Source organism: Diaphorobacter sp. LI3, from assembly GCF_022807955.1.
Classification (GTDB): Bacteria; Pseudomonadota; Gammaproteobacteria; order Burkholderiales; family Burkholderiaceae_C; genus Diaphorobacter; species Diaphorobacter nitroreducens.
Map to the genome: position 1 here is coordinate 3,062,776 of NZ_CP094346.1, position 13,979 is coordinate 3,076,754.

15 protein-coding genes are annotated in these 13,979 nt (G+C 68.7%); 7 read left to right on the forward strand and 8 right to left on the reverse strand.

Annotated features, from left to right (window positions below; genetic code table 11):
• Positions 1-43: 43 nt before the first annotated feature.
• The 4 genes from MRB47_RS14215 to MRB47_RS14230 form a co-directional block, all read right to left on the reverse strand.
• Positions 44-1,024 (reverse strand): 2-hydroxyacid dehydrogenase, encoded by a 981-nt coding sequence (locus MRB47_RS14215; RefSeq protein ID WP_252101007.1) that lies wholly within the window; start codon positions 1,022-1,024, stop codon positions 44-46.
• Positions 1,025-1,103: 79 nt separating this feature from the next.
• Positions 1,104-2,519: a sodium:proton antiporter gene (locus MRB47_RS14220; RefSeq protein WP_252101008.1), complete on the reverse strand. Its 1,416-nt coding sequence runs from the start codon at positions 2,517-2,519 to the stop codon at positions 1,104-1,106.
• Positions 2,520-2,583: 64 nt separating this feature from the next.
• Entirely contained in the window at positions 2,584-3,780 is a 1,197-nt protein-coding gene (pncB, locus tag MRB47_RS14225; protein WP_011805692.1) for a nicotinate phosphoribosyltransferase, read from the reverse strand.
• Between the two features lie 179 nt (positions 3,781-3,959).
• Positions 3,960-4,454 carry an acyl-CoA thioesterase gene (locus MRB47_RS14230; protein ID WP_172206649.1) on the reverse strand — a complete coding sequence of 165 codons (495 nt, stop codon included), beginning with the start codon at positions 4,452-4,454 and terminating at the stop codon, positions 3,960-3,962.
• Between the two features lie 265 nt (positions 4,455-4,719).
• On the opposite strand from MRB47_RS14230, the gene MRB47_RS14235 reads away from it, so the two are divergent.
• A complete protein-coding gene (locus MRB47_RS14235) occupies positions 4,720-5,283 on the forward strand; it encodes a phasin family protein (RefSeq protein WP_015912985.1) in 564 nt (187 codons plus the stop codon).
• Between the two features lie 234 nt (positions 5,284-5,517).
• Here MRB47_RS14235 and MRB47_RS14240 read toward each other — a convergent pair whose 3' ends face one another.
• The gene (locus tag MRB47_RS14240; RefSeq protein WP_252101009.1) at positions 5,518-6,921 is read right to left on the reverse strand and encodes an aspartate ammonia-lyase; all 1,404 of its coding nucleotides are present in this window, start codon (positions 6,919-6,921) and stop codon (positions 5,518-5,520) included.
• A gap of 407 nt (positions 6,922-7,328) precedes the next feature.
• Here MRB47_RS14240 and MRB47_RS14245 point away from each other — a divergent pair, with 407 nt between their 5' ends.
• The 4 genes from MRB47_RS14245 to MRB47_RS14260 all read left to right on the forward strand — a co-directional run bounded on the left by MRB47_RS14245 (position 7,329) and on the right by MRB47_RS14260 (position 9,910).
• Positions 7,329-8,120: a M23 family metallopeptidase gene (locus MRB47_RS14245; RefSeq protein ID WP_312035146.1), complete on the forward strand. Its 792-nt coding sequence runs from the start codon at positions 7,329-7,331 to the stop codon at positions 8,118-8,120.
• On the forward strand, positions 8,117-8,767 hold the full coding sequence (locus MRB47_RS14250; protein ID WP_252101010.1) for a pseudouridine synthase: 651 nt from the start codon (positions 8,117-8,119) through the stop codon (positions 8,765-8,767). The genes MRB47_RS14245 and MRB47_RS14250 overlap by 4 nt, the downstream gene beginning before the upstream one ends.
• A 102-nt stretch (positions 8,768-8,869) precedes the next feature.
• Positions 8,870-9,211 (forward strand): hypothetical protein, encoded by a 342-nt coding sequence (locus MRB47_RS14255; protein WP_252101011.1) that lies wholly within the window; start codon positions 8,870-8,872, stop codon positions 9,209-9,211.
• A gap of 36 nt (positions 9,212-9,247) precedes the next feature.
• Positions 9,248-9,910, forward strand: coding sequence for a tetratricopeptide repeat protein (locus MRB47_RS14260; RefSeq protein ID WP_252101012.1), 663 nt, complete (start codon positions 9,248-9,250; stop codon positions 9,908-9,910).
• A gap of 62 nt (positions 9,911-9,972) precedes the next feature.
• Here MRB47_RS14260 and MRB47_RS14265 read toward each other — a convergent pair whose 3' ends face one another.
• On the reverse strand, positions 9,973-10,647 hold the full coding sequence (locus MRB47_RS14265; protein WP_252101013.1) for a hypothetical protein: 675 nt from the start codon (positions 10,645-10,647) through the stop codon (positions 9,973-9,975).
• An 88-nt stretch (positions 10,648-10,735) separates the two neighbouring features.
• Positions 10,736-11,638 (reverse strand): EamA family transporter RarD, encoded by a 903-nt coding sequence (gene rarD, locus MRB47_RS14270; RefSeq protein ID WP_252101014.1) that lies wholly within the window; start codon positions 11,636-11,638, stop codon positions 10,736-10,738.
• 491 nt (positions 11,639-12,129) lie between these two features.
• Here rarD and MRB47_RS14275 point away from each other — a divergent pair, with 491 nt between their 5' ends.
• Positions 12,130-12,561 carry a thermonuclease family protein gene (locus tag MRB47_RS14275; RefSeq protein WP_252101015.1) on the forward strand — a complete coding sequence of 144 codons (432 nt, stop codon included), beginning with the start codon at positions 12,130-12,132 and terminating at the stop codon, positions 12,559-12,561.
• Between the two features lie 59 nt (positions 12,562-12,620).
• Here the strand turns inward: MRB47_RS14275 and MRB47_RS14280 are convergent, their stop codons facing one another.
• Positions 12,621-13,568: a DHH family phosphoesterase gene (locus tag MRB47_RS14280; protein ID WP_047351103.1), complete on the reverse strand. Its 948-nt coding sequence runs from the start codon at positions 13,566-13,568 to the stop codon at positions 12,621-12,623.
• A gap of 144 nt (positions 13,569-13,712) precedes the next feature.
• On the opposite strand from MRB47_RS14280, the gene MRB47_RS14285 reads away from it, so the two are divergent.
• The gene (locus MRB47_RS14285; RefSeq protein ID WP_246867456.1) at positions 13,713-13,976 is read left to right on the forward strand and encodes a hypothetical protein; all 264 of its coding nucleotides are present in this window, start codon (positions 13,713-13,715) and stop codon (positions 13,974-13,976) included.
• Positions 13,977-13,979: the final 3 nt, after the last annotated feature.

The window sequence follows — 13,979 nt, forward strand, 5'->3', positions numbered from 1 at the left end:
AGCTGCTAGCGCTTATCCATCAAGCGCCAGAGGCCGATTTCATTCACACCTTGGCGGGCGTGTTCACGGGAGTGAGGGCGCCGCGCCCGTCGAAGAACGCCACCAGGTTGTTCGCCGCCAGTTGCGCCATGGCGAGCCGCGTGGGCACGGTGGCGCTGGCGATGTGCGGGGTGAGCACCACGTTGGGCACCTCCAGCAACGCGGGGTGCACCGCGGGCTCACCTTCGAATACGTCCAGTCCCGCGGCAGCGATGCGGCGCTCTTTGAGCGCCTGAGCCAGCGCCGCGTCATCCACGATGCCGCCGCGCGCGATGTTGATCAGCGTGGCCGTGGGCTTCATGCGCGCGATCTCGGCCGCGCCGATGGCATGGTGCGACTCGGGCGTGTAGGGCAGCACCAGCACCAGGTGGTCGGCCTGGGCCAGCAGCTCGTCCTTGCCCACGTAGCGCGCCTTGCATTCGGCCTCCAGCGCGGGCGACAGGCGCGAGCGGTTGTGGTAGATCACGTTCATGCCAAAGCCATGCGCCCCACGCTTGGCAATGCCCTGTCCGATGCGGCCCATCCCAAGGATGCCCAGCGTGCTGCCATGCACCTCGCAGCCGGCGAACATGTCGTAGCTCCAGCGCGTCCACTGGCCGGCGCGCAGGTAATGCTCGCTCTCCGTGATGCGCCGCGCCGTGGCCATGAGCAGCGCAAAGCCGAAATCGGCCGTGGTCTCGGTCAGCACGTCGGGCGTGTTGGTGCCCTGCACGCCGGCGGCGGTCATCGCGGCGATGTCGAAGTTGTTGTAGCCCACCGTCATGTTGGCCGCGATGCGCAGCTGCGGGCAGGCGGCCAGCAGCTCGGCGTTCACCGGCTGGGTGCCGGTGAGCAACGCGCCGTCCTTGCCCTGCAGCCGCTCGATAAGCTCGGCCTGCGTCCACAGGTTGTCGTCCTGGTTGGCATACACCTCGAAATGCTGCGTCAGGCGCTCAATGACCTCGGGAAAGATCTTGCGCGCGACGAGGATGTGGGGCTTGGACATGGGAAGTGCTCCTTTCGGTCAGGTGTCGGCAGCCTGAACGCGGGGCCGTGCCGAGGCACCCCGCGGTTCAGGCCCGGGCTCATTGCAACCAGATGAAGGTCATCACGACGAACAGCGGCAACAGGATGCCGCACGACCACAGCATGTAGCCGAAGAAGCTGGGCATCTTCACGCCGCGGTCCTCCGCAATCGCCTTGACCATGAGGTTGGGCGCGTTGCCGATGTAGGTGTTGGCGCCCATGAATACGGCCCCCGCCGAGATGGCGGCCAGCGTGGCGGCATGCGTGGTCATCAGCGTGGCCGCATCGCCGCCGGCCGTGTTGAAGAACACCAGGTAGGTGGGCGCGTTGTCCAGGAACGAGCTGAGCAGGCCGGTGGCCCAGAAGTACATCGCAGGATCGGGCGAGCCGTCGGGCCGCGTGACGGCGGAGACGATGGCGCCGAAAGGCCCGTTCACGCCGGCCTTGAGCATGGCAATGACGGGAATGATGGTCAGGAAGATGCCCGCGAACAGCTTGGCCACCTCCTGCATTGGGCCCCAGCCGAACTGGTTGTCTGCATGCACTTGCCGCGGCGTCAGCACCAGCGATGCCACGGTCACCGCGATCAGCCCCGCATCGCGCACCAGGGCGGGCAGGCCCAGCGGCGTGCCGGCGATCACCCATTCCACGGGCGACTTCCAAATGCCGCTGAGCAGCACCAGCCCCACCACGGCCAGCAGCAGCACGAAGTTGATCTTGCCGTCAAAACCCAGCGCGGCCGGTGCCGAATCGGGGGTGGGGTCGGTGCGGCTGACTTCACCCGCCTGGCGGTAGTACCAGCTGTCCAGTACATAGAACAGCACCAGCAGCACGCCAATCAGGAACAGCGTTTCCGGAAACACGTGCCGCGCCGTCCAGAAGAAATCCACGCCCTTGAGGAAGCCCAGGAACAGCGGCGGATCGCCCAGCGGCGTGAGCGAGCCGCCGGCGTTGGAGACGATGAAGATGAAGAACACCACCACGTGCGCCACATGCTTGCGGTTGTCGTTGGCACGGATCAGCGGACGGATCAGCAGCATGGACGCGCCCGTGGTGCCCATGAAGCTGGCCAGCACCGCGCCCACGGCGAGAAAGCCGGCATTCAGGGCCGGGCTGCCGTGCAGATTGCCACGGATATAGATACCACCGGCCACGGTGAACAGCGCCGTGAGCAGGATCACGAAGGGCAGATATTCCGCGACCAGCGCATGCGCGAAGCCCGCCGCCGCCACGCCGGGGCCAAAGACCACGGCAAACGGCACCAGAAACGCTAGCGCCCACGCGGCGGTGACCTTGCCGAAGTGGTGGTGCCAGAACAGCGGCGCCAGCAACGGCAGCAGCGCAATGCTCAACAGCACGCCTGCAAACGGAACACCCCACAGCACCGACAGCTGGCTGCCGTCGATCTCCGCCGCCCCCGCCAGCGCGGGTGCCAGGCACAGCAGCCCAAGGGCCAGGGTGCGGATCGGGTTCATGGACAGGTCTCCTCGGGTCGTTCTTGGGAAAGTTGAAATGCCGCCGGCGGCGCCAGGCGCGCGCTCACTGCGGCGAGGGAATCTCGAACACCTGGCGCAGGTAAGCCAGGTATTTCTCGTCGTTGCACATGTTCTTGCCGGGTGCGTCCGACAGCTTGGCCACGGGCTGGCCGTTGCAGCGCGTCATCTTGATCACGATCTGCAGTGGCTCGTAGCCCAGGTCGTTGGTCAGGTTGGTGCCGATGCCGAACGCCAACTGGCAGCGGCCGTTGAAGCGCTGGTACAGCTCGATGATGCGCGGCACGGTCAGCGCGTCGCTGAAGATCAGCGTCTTGGTCAACGGGTCCACGCGATTGTCGCGGTAGTGCTGCAGCAGCCGCTCGCCCCATGCGAAGGGATCGCCGCTGTCGTGGCGCGCGCCATCGAACAGCTTGCAGAAGTACAGGTCGAAGTCGCGCAGGAAGGCGCTCATGCCGTACACGTCGGACAGCGCGATCCCCAGGTCGCCGCGGTATTCCTTGGCCCACATCTCGAAGCCGAACACCTGGCTGTCGCGCAGCCGCGGGCCGAGGGACTGGCAGGCCTGCAGGTATTCGTGCGCCATGGTGCCCAGCGGCGTCACGCCCAGCTTCATTGCGTACAACACGTTGCTCGTGCCCGCAAACTGCCCCGGCGCGCCGCGCCGGTCGTCAGAGCCCAGGCGCACGCACAGCACGCGCAGCACCTCCTCGTGCCAGGCGCGCGAAAAGCGCCGGCGCGTGCCGTAGTCGGCAATCTTGAGACTGTCCAACCCCGGCTGCTGCAGCTGGCCGATCTTGGCTTCGAGCCGGCGGCGCCCCTCGGGAAAGTCGGGCACCTTCTGCGTGTTGCGGAAGTACACCTCGTTCACGATCGCCAGCACCGGGATCTCGAACAGGATGGTGTGCAGCCAGGGCCCGGTGATGGTGATGTCGATCTCGCCCGAGGGCAGCGCGCTCACGCGGATGTATTTCTCGTTGAGGCGAAACAGCCCCAGGAAGTCGACGAAGTCGCTCTTGATGAAGCGCAGCGAGCGCAGGTAGGCCAGCTCCGCGTCCTGGAACTGCAGGCTGCACAACGCGCGGATCTCGTCGCGGATCTCGCTGACGAAGGGTGCCAGCTCCACACCCGGGTTGCGGCATTTGAAGCGGTACTCCACCTGCGCGCCCGGAAACTGGTGCAGCACCACCTGCATCATGGTGAACTTGTACAGGTCGGTGTCGAGCAGGCTGGTGATGATCATGGATGCGCGCGGGGCAGACTGTCCCGCTACTGGACATGGCGATGGGGACCCGCCGCTTCGCCACACACGCGTGGCCGGGCCGGCGAGCCCCTGATTCTGGCATCAACCCACCCGGGCCGCCGCAAACCGGCGCGCAGCCCCGGCAGCCCTCAGGGAAAGCCGGCGCGCCACGCCCGCGATCAACGCGCCACGCACAAGGGCTGCAGTGCCTGGCGCAGCCGATCGGGCAGCGCACGCGGACGGCGGTCGTCCCGTCCCACGTACACATGCACGAAGTGGCCGCAAGCTGCACTCATGGCCTCGCCCTGGGCGAACAGGCCGACCTCGTAGCGCACGCTCGTGTCACCCAGCCGCGCCACACGGATGCCGGCGTCGATGGTTTGCGGGAACGCCAGCGACGCGAAATAGTTGCACTGCGTCTCGATGACCAGCCCAATGGTGTCGCCGTGATGGATGTCCAGCGCGCCCTGCTCGATCAGGTAGGCGTTCACCGCGGTGTCGAACCAGCTGTAGTACACGACGTTGTTCACATGGCCATAGACGTCGTTGTCCATCCAGCGCGTACCGATGGAGCGAAACACCGCGTAGGCCTCGCGCGGCTGCGGCTGCGGCCGGGGCTGCGGGGCCGTGCCTGCAGCGCCTGCCGCACCTGAGGGAGAGAGGGACGTGTTCATGAGGCGCTGATTCTGCCAGCGGCCAGCGGCGGCTTCCCCTTGTCCCCTGTCTTCGTAATAGGCAGCGCGCAGTCCACCGCCGGTCCAGATGTAACCAACAGAACTTTGGGTGTTGCCCCTAAAAATGCTGCATTGCAACAAAAATGCTTGCGCCTATCGACAGGATCCCTAAAATTCGGTTCATGCTGCACTGCAACATGACGCACAGGTCAGTCAGGGCAGATGTCTCAACCCGCCCATCCCGGGCATTCAATGGAGATATGACATGTCGCTGACCCCTGAGCAAATCCTCGCTTCCCACAAGGCCAACCTGGAGACCCTGTTCGGCCTGACGAACAAGGCCTTCGAGGGCGTGGAGAAGCTCGTCGAACTGAATGTGACCGCTTCGCGCGCCGCCCTGGCCGAAGCCGCCAGCCACACCCAGGCCGTGCTGTCCACCAAGGATGCACAAGAGCTGCTCGCACTGCAAGCCAGCCTGTTCCAGCCCCTGGCCGAAAAGGCCGTGGCTTACAGCCGCCACCTGTACGACATCGCTTCCGGCACGGGCGCCGAGTTCGGCAAGACCTTCGAAGCCCAGGCCGCAGAAGTGCAGCGCAACTTCACCAACCTGGTGGACAGCGCCGCCAAGAACGCCCCCGCTGGTTCCGAGACCACCGTCGCCGTCTTCAAGAGCGCTGTGTCTGCCGCCAACAACGCCTTCGAGTCGGTGCAAAAGGCCGTAAAGCAGGCCAGCGATGTGGCCGAAGCCAACTTCAACGCCGTGGCCAGCTCTGCCGCCACCGCGGCCAAGACGGCGACCGCCGCAACCGCGGCTCCCCGCAAGCGTTGAGTGAATCGCTGCCACGTCGCTGGCAGATTTCAGGGTTTACCCCTATAATTCACTCACTGGCCCGGCGATGGGAATGAACGTCGCAGGGCCCTCCAGTTGTCTCCTTGGATCCTCTCGAAACTCTGGTTTCCTGGATCCCTTCAAGCCCAGTCCCTGACTGGGCTTTTTTTTGGGCGGATGGCCACCGCGGCCTACCGGCGCCTTCGGCAGCGGCCGAGGCCCCGGCAGCGCCCGTCAATCAGCGGCCTGGATGGCGCCCGCCTGCGTGAGGCGCTCGGCCACCAGCAGCTTGTGCATCTCGGCCTGGGTCATGATGCCCAGGTCCTCGGCCACCACGGCAATCGGCTTGCCCGTGGCAATGGCCGACTTGGCGATGGCGGCCGCCTTCTCGTAACCGATCAGCGGGTTGAGCGCGGTCACCAGCGTCACCGACGCGGCGATGCGTTCCGTCAGCAGCCCCTGGTTGGCCACGATGCCCTCCACGCAATTCACCTGCAGCGTATGGCATGCCTTGGCCAGGTGGTGCAGGCTCTTGTGCAGCGCCCAGCCCATCAGCGGTTCAAAAGCGTTGAGCTGCAATTGCCCGGCTTCGGCAGCCATGGTGATGGCGGCGTCGTTGCCGATCACTTCGAAGCACACCTGGTTCATCACCTCGGGGATCACGGGGTTGACCTTGCCGGGCATGATGGACGAGCCCGCCTGGCGCGCGGGCAGCTGGATGTCGCCCACGCCGGCCTGCGGGCCCGAGGACAGCAGGCGCAGGTCGTTGCTGATCTTGGAGAGCTTGGCGGCGATGCGCTTGAGCACGCCCGAGATGTCAACGAAGGCCCCCGTGTCCGACGTGGCGGCGATCAGGTTGGCCGCAGCCTTGACCGGCACGCCCGACAGCCGCGCCAGCTCAGGGATGACCACGTCCACGTAGCCGACGGGCGCGTTGATGCCGGTGCCGATGGCGGTGCCGCCCATGTTCACCTCGGTCATCAGGTAGGCGGACTCGCGCAGGCGGCGCTCATCGTCGGCAATCATGGCGGCGAAGGCGGCAAACTCCTGGCCCAGCGTCATGGGCACGGCATCCTGCAACTGGGTGCGGCCGATCTTCAGGATGCCCTTGAATTCCTCGGCCTTGGCCTCGAACGCGCCGCGCAGGGCCGACAGGGCCTTGAGCAGCGTCTCGATACCGAAATAGGTGGCGATCTTCAGCGCCGTGGGATAGGCATCGTTGGTGCTTTGCGATGCGTTGACGTGATCGTTCGGGTGGATCGTGTCATAGCGGCCTTTGGGCAATCCCAGGTGCTCCAGGGCACGGTTGGCGATCACCTCATTGGCGTTCATGTTCGTGGAGGTGCCGGCACCGCCCTGGATCACGTCCACGACGAACTGGTCGTGCAACTGTCCGGCGATCAGGTCGTCGCAGGCTTGGGCAATGGCGCGGGCTTGGGTTGCGTTGATCGCGCCCAGCTGCAGATTGGCGTGGGCGGCGGCCTTCTTGACGAAGGCAAAGGCCCGGATCAACTCGGGCATGTGGGCCACGGTGTGGCCGGTGATGGGAAAGTTTTCTACGGCACGAGCGGTGTGGACGCCCCAATACGCGTCCGGGGGAATGGTCTTGATACCGATGAAGTCATGTTCTTGACGCATGGTCGATCTGCTTTCTAGCGAAATGGAATAAACAAAAGGGGAACAAAGCCAGGCCCCAAGTGAAAACACCGCCTGAGGTGCAGGCGGTGCTTGGTGGGTGCAGCCGTGGAGCGCCCTGGAGCCGGGCGCGCACCTTGTGGGCGCAAGTGCCGTGCCAGACGTGGCAATGCCCCGGGCACCATGGCGCCCAGGGCATTGGGTGCGGATTATGGACCACTGCCTCGCAGGCGCATGAGAACCTTAGCTTTGCGCATAACCATGCCCACGCGGCGGGCAGGCGGCGGCCAGGAGCGCTCTACACTGCGGCCGTGCCATTTCCTTGCGACCCCACTTTTCCGCCCCTTTCCCCCTCAGGCGCACGGCGCCGCACGCTGCTGCAGGCGCTGGGCCTCGCCCTGGCGCCCGGCATGCCCGCGCTGGTCCGGGCGGGCACCGCCCAGCAATGGCCGCAGGCCCTGGCCGTGCCCGGGGGCGTGGCCCGGCTGTCGCTGGGCCCCGCGGCCGAGCGGCCGGTGGTGCACGCGGGCGACGTCCCGGTGCTGGTGCTGGGCGATGCGATCGAGTGGACGGCCATCGTCGGCATCCCGCTGGCCGCGCCTACGGGCGAGGCCGAGGTGACGGTACAGGCCACGCCGACCGCACCGGCGCGGCGCGTGGCTTACCGCGTGGCAGCCAAGCAGTACCGCGAGCAGCGCCTGACCGTGGCACCGCGCACGGTGGACCTGGCACCCGAAGACCTGGCCCGCCACGAGCGTGAGCGCGCGCACCAGCAGCACGTCATGGCTACCTTTTCAACGCCCTTGCCAGAGGAGCTGCAGATGCGCCAGCCCGTGCCGGGACGGCGCTCCAGCAGCTTCGGTCTGCGGCGCGTGTTCAACGGCCAGGCGCGCAATCCGCACAGCGGCATGGACATTGCCGCCGCCACGGGCACCCCTGTCGCCGCGCCGCTGGCGGGCCGGGTGATCGATGTGGGCGACTATTTCTTCAACGGCGGCACCGTGTGGCTGGACCATGGCGGCGGCCTGCTCAGCATGTACTGCCACCTCAGCCGCATGGACTGCCAGGTGGGTGACGTACTGCGCACGGGCGATGCGTTCTGCAGGGTAGGGGCCACCGGCCGCGTGACCGGCCCGCACCTGCACTGGGGCGTGATGCTCAACCGCACCATGGTGGACCCGGCCCTGTTCCTGCCCGCATGAGCACGCCCCCCGCCCCACGCCCGCGCCTGGCGCTGCGCCGCCCCGCAGCCGCGCCGGCGCCCGCCCCCCAGCGCGCGGCGCGGCTGCTGCGCTTCAACAAGCCCTATGGCGTGCTGAGCCAGTTCACGCCCGAGGGGCGCTGGCGCGGGCTCCAGGACTTCATCGACGTGCCCGGCGTCTATGTGGCGGGGCGGCTCGATGCCGACAGCGAGGGACTGCTGCTGCTCACCGACGACGGGGCGCTGCAGGCACGCATCAGCGATCCGCGCCACAAGATGGAGAAGACCTACTGGGTGCAGGTGGAGGGCATTCCTGACGAGGCCGCGCTGCAGGCCCTGCGCCAGGGCGTGCAGCTCGGCGACGGCCCCACCCTGCCCGCACGCGTGCGCCGGCTGGAGCCGCCCCCCGCCCTCTGGGAGCGCGATCCGCCCATCCGCGTGCGCCAGAACATTCCCGACTGCTGGATCGAACTCATCATCCGCGAAGGCCGCAACCGCCAGGTGCGCCGCATGACCGCCGCCGTGGGCCACCCCACGCTGCGGTTGGTGCGCGCGGCCATCGGCCCCTACGCCCTGGACGGGCTGGAGCCGGGCGGCTGGCAACCCGCCAGCCCGCCCTCGCCAGTGCCGCACCACCGCAAAAAGTAGAGCTGCTGGCGCTTTCCTGCATTGGCTTTGCGCCGGATTCTTCACTTACGCTCAGCACCCTCCACCCAGCAGCGACAATCGCGGCGGGAGGAACTGAACACCATGACCACGAACCCTGGCGACGGCCTGTCCCTCGCCCCGCTCGACCCCGCGCCCACGCAACCCGCGCCTGCTGCGGCCTCATCGCACGTCGCACGCACCTGCCCACGCTGCCACTACACGCGCCAGGCCAGCGACACCGCCCCCGCCTGGCAATGCCCGCGCTGCGCGGTGGTCTACGACAAGGCCACGCCGCGCCCACGCGCACGCGCGGGCCACGATGAAGAGGACGATACCCAGCCCGTCCCGCTGGACCCGCGCCGCGCCCGGGCCAGCGCGGGTCTGCCCTGGGCCTGGATCGCCCTGGGCAGCGCCGTGCTGGCCGGGGCCGCGCTGCTGGGCTGAAAGTGGAACGGCGAGCGCCAGCGCAGCGCCCAACAGGTGCAACGCGCCGCCAGCGACAGCCGCGCCGCCGATGTCAGCCAGGCCCGCGCCGTGCAGGACGGGCGGGCGCGCATCGATGCACTGGAACACCAGTGGCGCATGGGCGAAGGCGCCCAGGCACTGCCTGCCGTGCGCGCGCTGGCCGATGAGGGCGAGCCGCGGGCCATGGTGCTGCTGGGCTCCATGCTGCTGGGTGGCAGCAGCTACCGCAACGCCATCGGCCAGCCGCTGGACCCGGCCGAGGCGCTGCAATGGCTGGAGCGCGCCGCCCGCGCGGGTGATGCCACCGCCGCCGTGCGCCTGGGGGGTCTGTATGAGCGCGGTGAACATGTGCCGCGCCAGCCCTCACTGGCCGAGAACTGGTACCTGCGTGCCGCGCGCCAGGGCGACGGCGCGGGCCTGTACAGCCTGGGCATGCTCTACGCGCGGGGCGCCGATCCCGTAAGCCAACGCCCCGTCCCCGCGTGGATGCTGCTCACGCTGGCCGAACGCGCCTCGCGCGCCACGCCGGAGCGCGACGCGCTGCTGACAGAGCAGCACTACCCGTCCAGCGCGCGTGCAGGCCTGGTCCGCCTCAAGGACAAGCTGCATCCCAGCGACATTGCCGAGGCCGAGCGCCTGGCCGACGCCTGGAAGCCCGGCCAGCCGCTGGGCTTCTAGCGCGGCACGCGCCCGCCAGCGCCACGGGCGGCCTGCACGGTGTGCAGTTGCGCCGCGCGGCGCTAGCGCTTGCGCCACCAGACGACCAGCGCGAGGAACACCACACCCGTGAGCAGCGGCACGGCGGACATGAGCAGCTCGACGAACGAGCTGCGCCGCATGCCGGACCACACCTCCACGCGCACGCCGTCCAGCCGCAGGTTGCTCGCGCCTGCGAACTCCAGCGCCGGCGCCACCTTGCGGTCCTCCTTGAAGCTCACCGGCCCGGCCGTGCCCGCCAGCTGCAGCACCTGGCCCGCGCGCGTGCCCGTCCCGAACGAAGCGCCCTGCACCATCGACAGGCGCGTGCCGTTGTCCGTGTCCCAGCCGGCCATCCAGCGCGTGAGGCCTTCGCCGTCGGCCTGGGCCACGCCGGCCACGTGCACCACCAGCGTGTAGGGGTTGCCGCTGGCGGGCAGGTCCAGCGCGCGCGGCGCCTTCCAGGCCACCGTTTCGGAGAAAAAGCCCGCAGGCTTGCTGCCGGCCGTCTTGTCCTGGTGGCGCGCCAGTCGCGCCAGGTCTTCGGGCGTCAATTCGAACGACTCCACCAGGCGCTTGCCCCAGGCGGTGGACGCGTCGCGCGCGCCCGCGGGCGTGGCGGGCAGCGCCAGCAGGCCAGCGGTGGCCAGGGCGAAGCACACGCTCGCCGCAGAAAAGACGCGCAAACGCTGGCGCGGATGGGGCACGGTGGCGTGCATATAGGGGCTCCCTCGGGTGGCTGTGCGGTGCTGCGAATGGCACCGTTTACATCGATTTTAATAGCTGCCAGCGCTTGATGGATGGGCGCTAGAGCGGCTTTTTGCCTTGAACCTGCACGGCCGGGCGGCGCAGGCGCAGTGCGCCGTCCAGCACCAGCAGCGCCACGGCGGCGAAGATGGGGCCATAGGTAGGCCACTGCGCCGCGCCGATGCTCTCGCCCAGCGCCAGCGCCACCAGCGCCAGCAGCACCGGCTCCACATAGCTCAAGAGACCAAACAACCCCAGCGGCAGCAGGCGGCTGGCGGCCATGTACAGCGCCAGCGCCACGGCGCTGAGCACGCCCAGGACGGGCACCATCGCCCACAGGTGCGCATGCTCCAGCACCAGCGGCAGGGACGACGGCGCGCGCACCACGAACCACAGCGCCGCGGGCACCAGCAGCAGCATGTCCAGCCAATGGCCGCCCAGGTGGTCGGTGCCCAGGCGCCGGCGCATCACGAAATACGCGGTGTAGCCCAGTGCGACCAGCCAGGTCTCCCACGACATGCCGCCGGCGCGCAACACCTCGTGCAGCACACCTGCACCCGCCAGTGCCGTGGCCAGCCACTGCAGGTGCGACAGCCGCTCGCGGTACAGCACCCGCCCGGCCAGCACCATCACCAACGGCAGCAGGAAGTAGCCCAGCGACACCGGCAGCGCCCGCCCGTGCAGCGGCGCCCATAAAAACAGCCACAGCTGCACGCCCAGCATGGCGGCGCTGGCCAGCAGCCCCAGCGCCAGCAGCGGCTGCCGCCACGCGCGCGCAGCCAGCAGGCGCACGCGCGGCCACTGCCCGCGCGCCAGCAGCAGCGCCGTGGTGAACGGCAGCGTGCACAGCACGCGCCAGCCGAAGATCTGCTCGCCATCCAGCGGCGCCAGCGCCGGTGCCAGGTAATACATGGCGCCGAACAGAACGGACGCGACGATGGACGCAACAAGACCTTGGATCACAACGGCAGCAGGTGGACAAGAAACGATGCGGAAAACCCGGCGACAACGCAACGTCGCCGCCTCGGGCAAGACAACAACAGGCACGCATCCGGATGAGAACAGCAGGCATGTACCCGAACGAGGAAAGGGCAGGCCTTTGCCCGCGTGCGACACGCGATTGTCGGCCATTGGCGCGCGCCCCGCCGCCGCACCACTTATGCCCACCGCCTGTGGGCGGCCCTGTGGACAACCGCCGGGACAACCCCGCGCAGGCCGCGCCGGCTTTGGGCTGCAGCGCATCGCCCATTTTTTAGGCAATCGGCATGGGCAAGGCCGCGATGCCGCGCGGACCTGCAAGCGCGCATCCCACGCGGTTATAGTGCGCGCCCTTGCGGCGTCACCATGCGACAGCGGCGCGGCCGCAGCGGCCGCATGCCGACGCGCCACCGCCACCGCCACCGCCACCGCCACCGCCACCGCGCTTTTATCCGCTCTTCACCTCTGCCCCACCCGTGTCCGCTGCCGCCCTCCTCTGCCTTGTGATTGCCATCAGCGATGGCGACACGCTCACCGTGCGTTGCGGCACGCCAGGGGCCTGGCGCCCGCAGCGCGTGCGCGTGGTGGCGATCGACGCGCCCGAGAGCCGCCAGGCCTTCGGCCAACGCGCGCGCCAGAACCTGGCGCGCCTGTGCTTTCGCCAGCAGGCCGCCCTGCGCACGCTGGGCCACGACGACTACGGCCGCACGCTGGCGCATGTGCGCTGCCAGGGGCAGGACGTGGGCACGGCCCAGGTGCGCGCCGGCCTGGCCTGGGTTTATGCACCGCAGGCCCAGCGCTACCCCCACCTGGTGGCGCTGCAGCGCCAGGCACGCGCGAGCCAGACCGGGCTGTGGTCGCAGCCGCGCCCGCAGGCGCCCTGGGACTACCGGCGCCGGCGCCGGTAGGCGACTATCATTTCAATAGCTGTTCGCGCTTTTCCATCGAGCGCTACGGGCCATTTTGGCTAGGAACTCGCACCCGTTTCGTCGGCCTGGAACACGCCGGACAGCAACTGCGCCAGCCGCTCGCCAGGCAGGCGAAAGCCGCAGGCCTGGGCATGGCCGCCGCCGCCCATGCTCACGGCCAGGGGCGAGCAGTCGTAGCCGCGCTGCGAGCGCAGGCCCACCTTGACCTGCCCGTCCTTGCCCACCACCCACATCAGCGCGAAGGTGCCGCTCTGTCGCGACAGCAACTCGCCCACCAGGCTGTGGAAGGCGCCAGGCGCATTCACCATCAGCCCGGCCTCGCCGTTGAACACCAGCGGCTGCGCACCGCCCGCCACGTCCTGCGCCAGGTGGCGGAACTTCTCGTCCATGGCCTGCCCGCGCGCGACGAAGGCCGCCGTCTCGGCGGGCGTGAAGTCGGCGATCTGCTGCCAACGGGCGAAGTCGAACGGCTCCATGTCCAGCGCCGCCACGTAGCCCGCGGTGTCGGGGTACTGCCAGGCCCACAGGTCGCGGTCTTCCACGTGGCGCACCAAGGCGGGCAGTGGTGCGTCACGGTGGAAAAACTCCCACGCCAGGCGCGCACCAGACTTGCCCATGTCGAAGTGCAGGCCCCCGCAGCGGCAGGCAAAGCCCTCCAACTGCTCGGCCGCGCTCTTGTGGTGGTCCAGCAGTACCAGCCGGGCGGCACGCGCGTCGATGGCGGCGAGCAGGTCGGGCGCAAACGCAAAGTCCAGCACATAGACGGCCCGCCCCTGCAGCGGCGGCAGGTCATCCACGGTGGCCACCTGCCCGTGGGTCAGCCCCAGGCATTCGACCTGACCGCCATAAAAGCGCCAGGCGGCCAGCGCGGCGGCAAAACCGTCGGCGCAGCGGCCGTGGTACAGCACCAGCGGGTGCGGGTCGTCCCGCTGCGGCGCGGCCAGCAGCGACAGGGGCAGGAAGGTGGAGCGCGAAGACACAGTCATGGTGGGATTGTCGGTCAGCGCACGGCGCCGAACTGCCCACTTGTGAACGGGGCCTTTGTTGTACCGGCCTCGCCCCAGGGGCCACAATAACCCCGTCCGCCGCACCGTTTGCGCGGCGCAGCACCGGGAGCCAGTCACATGCCCATGGAACTTCTCCGTCAACTTGCGCAGCGGGACCAGTTTCCCGCCCCCGTCGTCGGTGAGGCAGAGGTGGACAAGCTGCGTGTCCTGCGCGCCGCGGGCATGGTGCAGGCTGAACTGCCCGGCGAAGGCGAATCCGTACGCTCCGCACGCGTCATCACCATCACCGGGCTGGGCCGGGCCACCCTGCGCGCCCAGGCGGCCCGCGAATTCATCGCCCGGCGCGACCGGCTCCCCGGCACGCCCCTCCCCACCGCCAAGGCGTAGCGC

Excerpts from the sequence above, each read along its gene's own strand:
- MRB47_RS14215 (WP_252101007.1), bottom strand. The coding sequence starts at position 1,024 with ATGTCCAAGCCCCACATCCTCGTCGCGCGCAAGATCTTTCCCGAGGTC.
- MRB47_RS14220 (WP_252101008.1), bottom strand. The coding sequence starts at position 2,519 with ATGAACCCGATCCGCACCCTGGCCCTTGGGCTGCTGTGCCTGGCACCC.
- pncB (WP_011805692.1), bottom strand. The coding sequence starts at position 3,780 with ATGATCATCACCAGCCTGCTCGACACCGACCTGTACAAGTTCACCATG.
- MRB47_RS14230 (WP_172206649.1), bottom strand. The coding sequence starts at position 4,454 with ATGAACACGTCCCTCTCTCCCTCAGGTGCGGCAGGCGCTGCAGGCACG.
- MRB47_RS14235 (WP_015912985.1), top strand. The coding sequence starts at position 4,720 with ATGTCGCTGACCCCTGAGCAAATCCTCGCTTCCCACAAGGCCAACCTG.
- MRB47_RS14240 (WP_252101009.1), bottom strand. The coding sequence starts at position 6,921 with ATGCGTCAAGAACATGACTTCATCGGTATCAAGACCATTCCCCCGGAC.
- MRB47_RS14245 (WP_312035146.1), top strand. The coding sequence starts at position 7,329 with ATGCCCGCGCTGGTCCGGGCGGGCACCGCCCAGCAATGGCCGCAGGCC.
- MRB47_RS14250 (WP_252101010.1), top strand. The coding sequence starts at position 8,117 with ATGAGCACGCCCCCCGCCCCACGCCCGCGCCTGGCGCTGCGCCGCCCC.
- MRB47_RS14255 (WP_252101011.1), top strand. The coding sequence starts at position 8,870 with ATGACCACGAACCCTGGCGACGGCCTGTCCCTCGCCCCGCTCGACCCC.
- MRB47_RS14265 (WP_252101013.1), bottom strand. The coding sequence starts at position 10,647 with ATGCACGCCACCGTGCCCCATCCGCGCCAGCGTTTGCGCGTCTTTTCT.
- MRB47_RS14280 (WP_047351103.1), bottom strand. The coding sequence starts at position 13,568 with ATGACTGTGTCTTCGCGCTCCACCTTCCTGCCCCTGTCGCTGCTGGCC.
- MRB47_RS14285 (WP_246867456.1), top strand. The coding sequence starts at position 13,713 with ATGGAACTTCTCCGTCAACTTGCGCAGCGGGACCAGTTTCCCGCCCCC.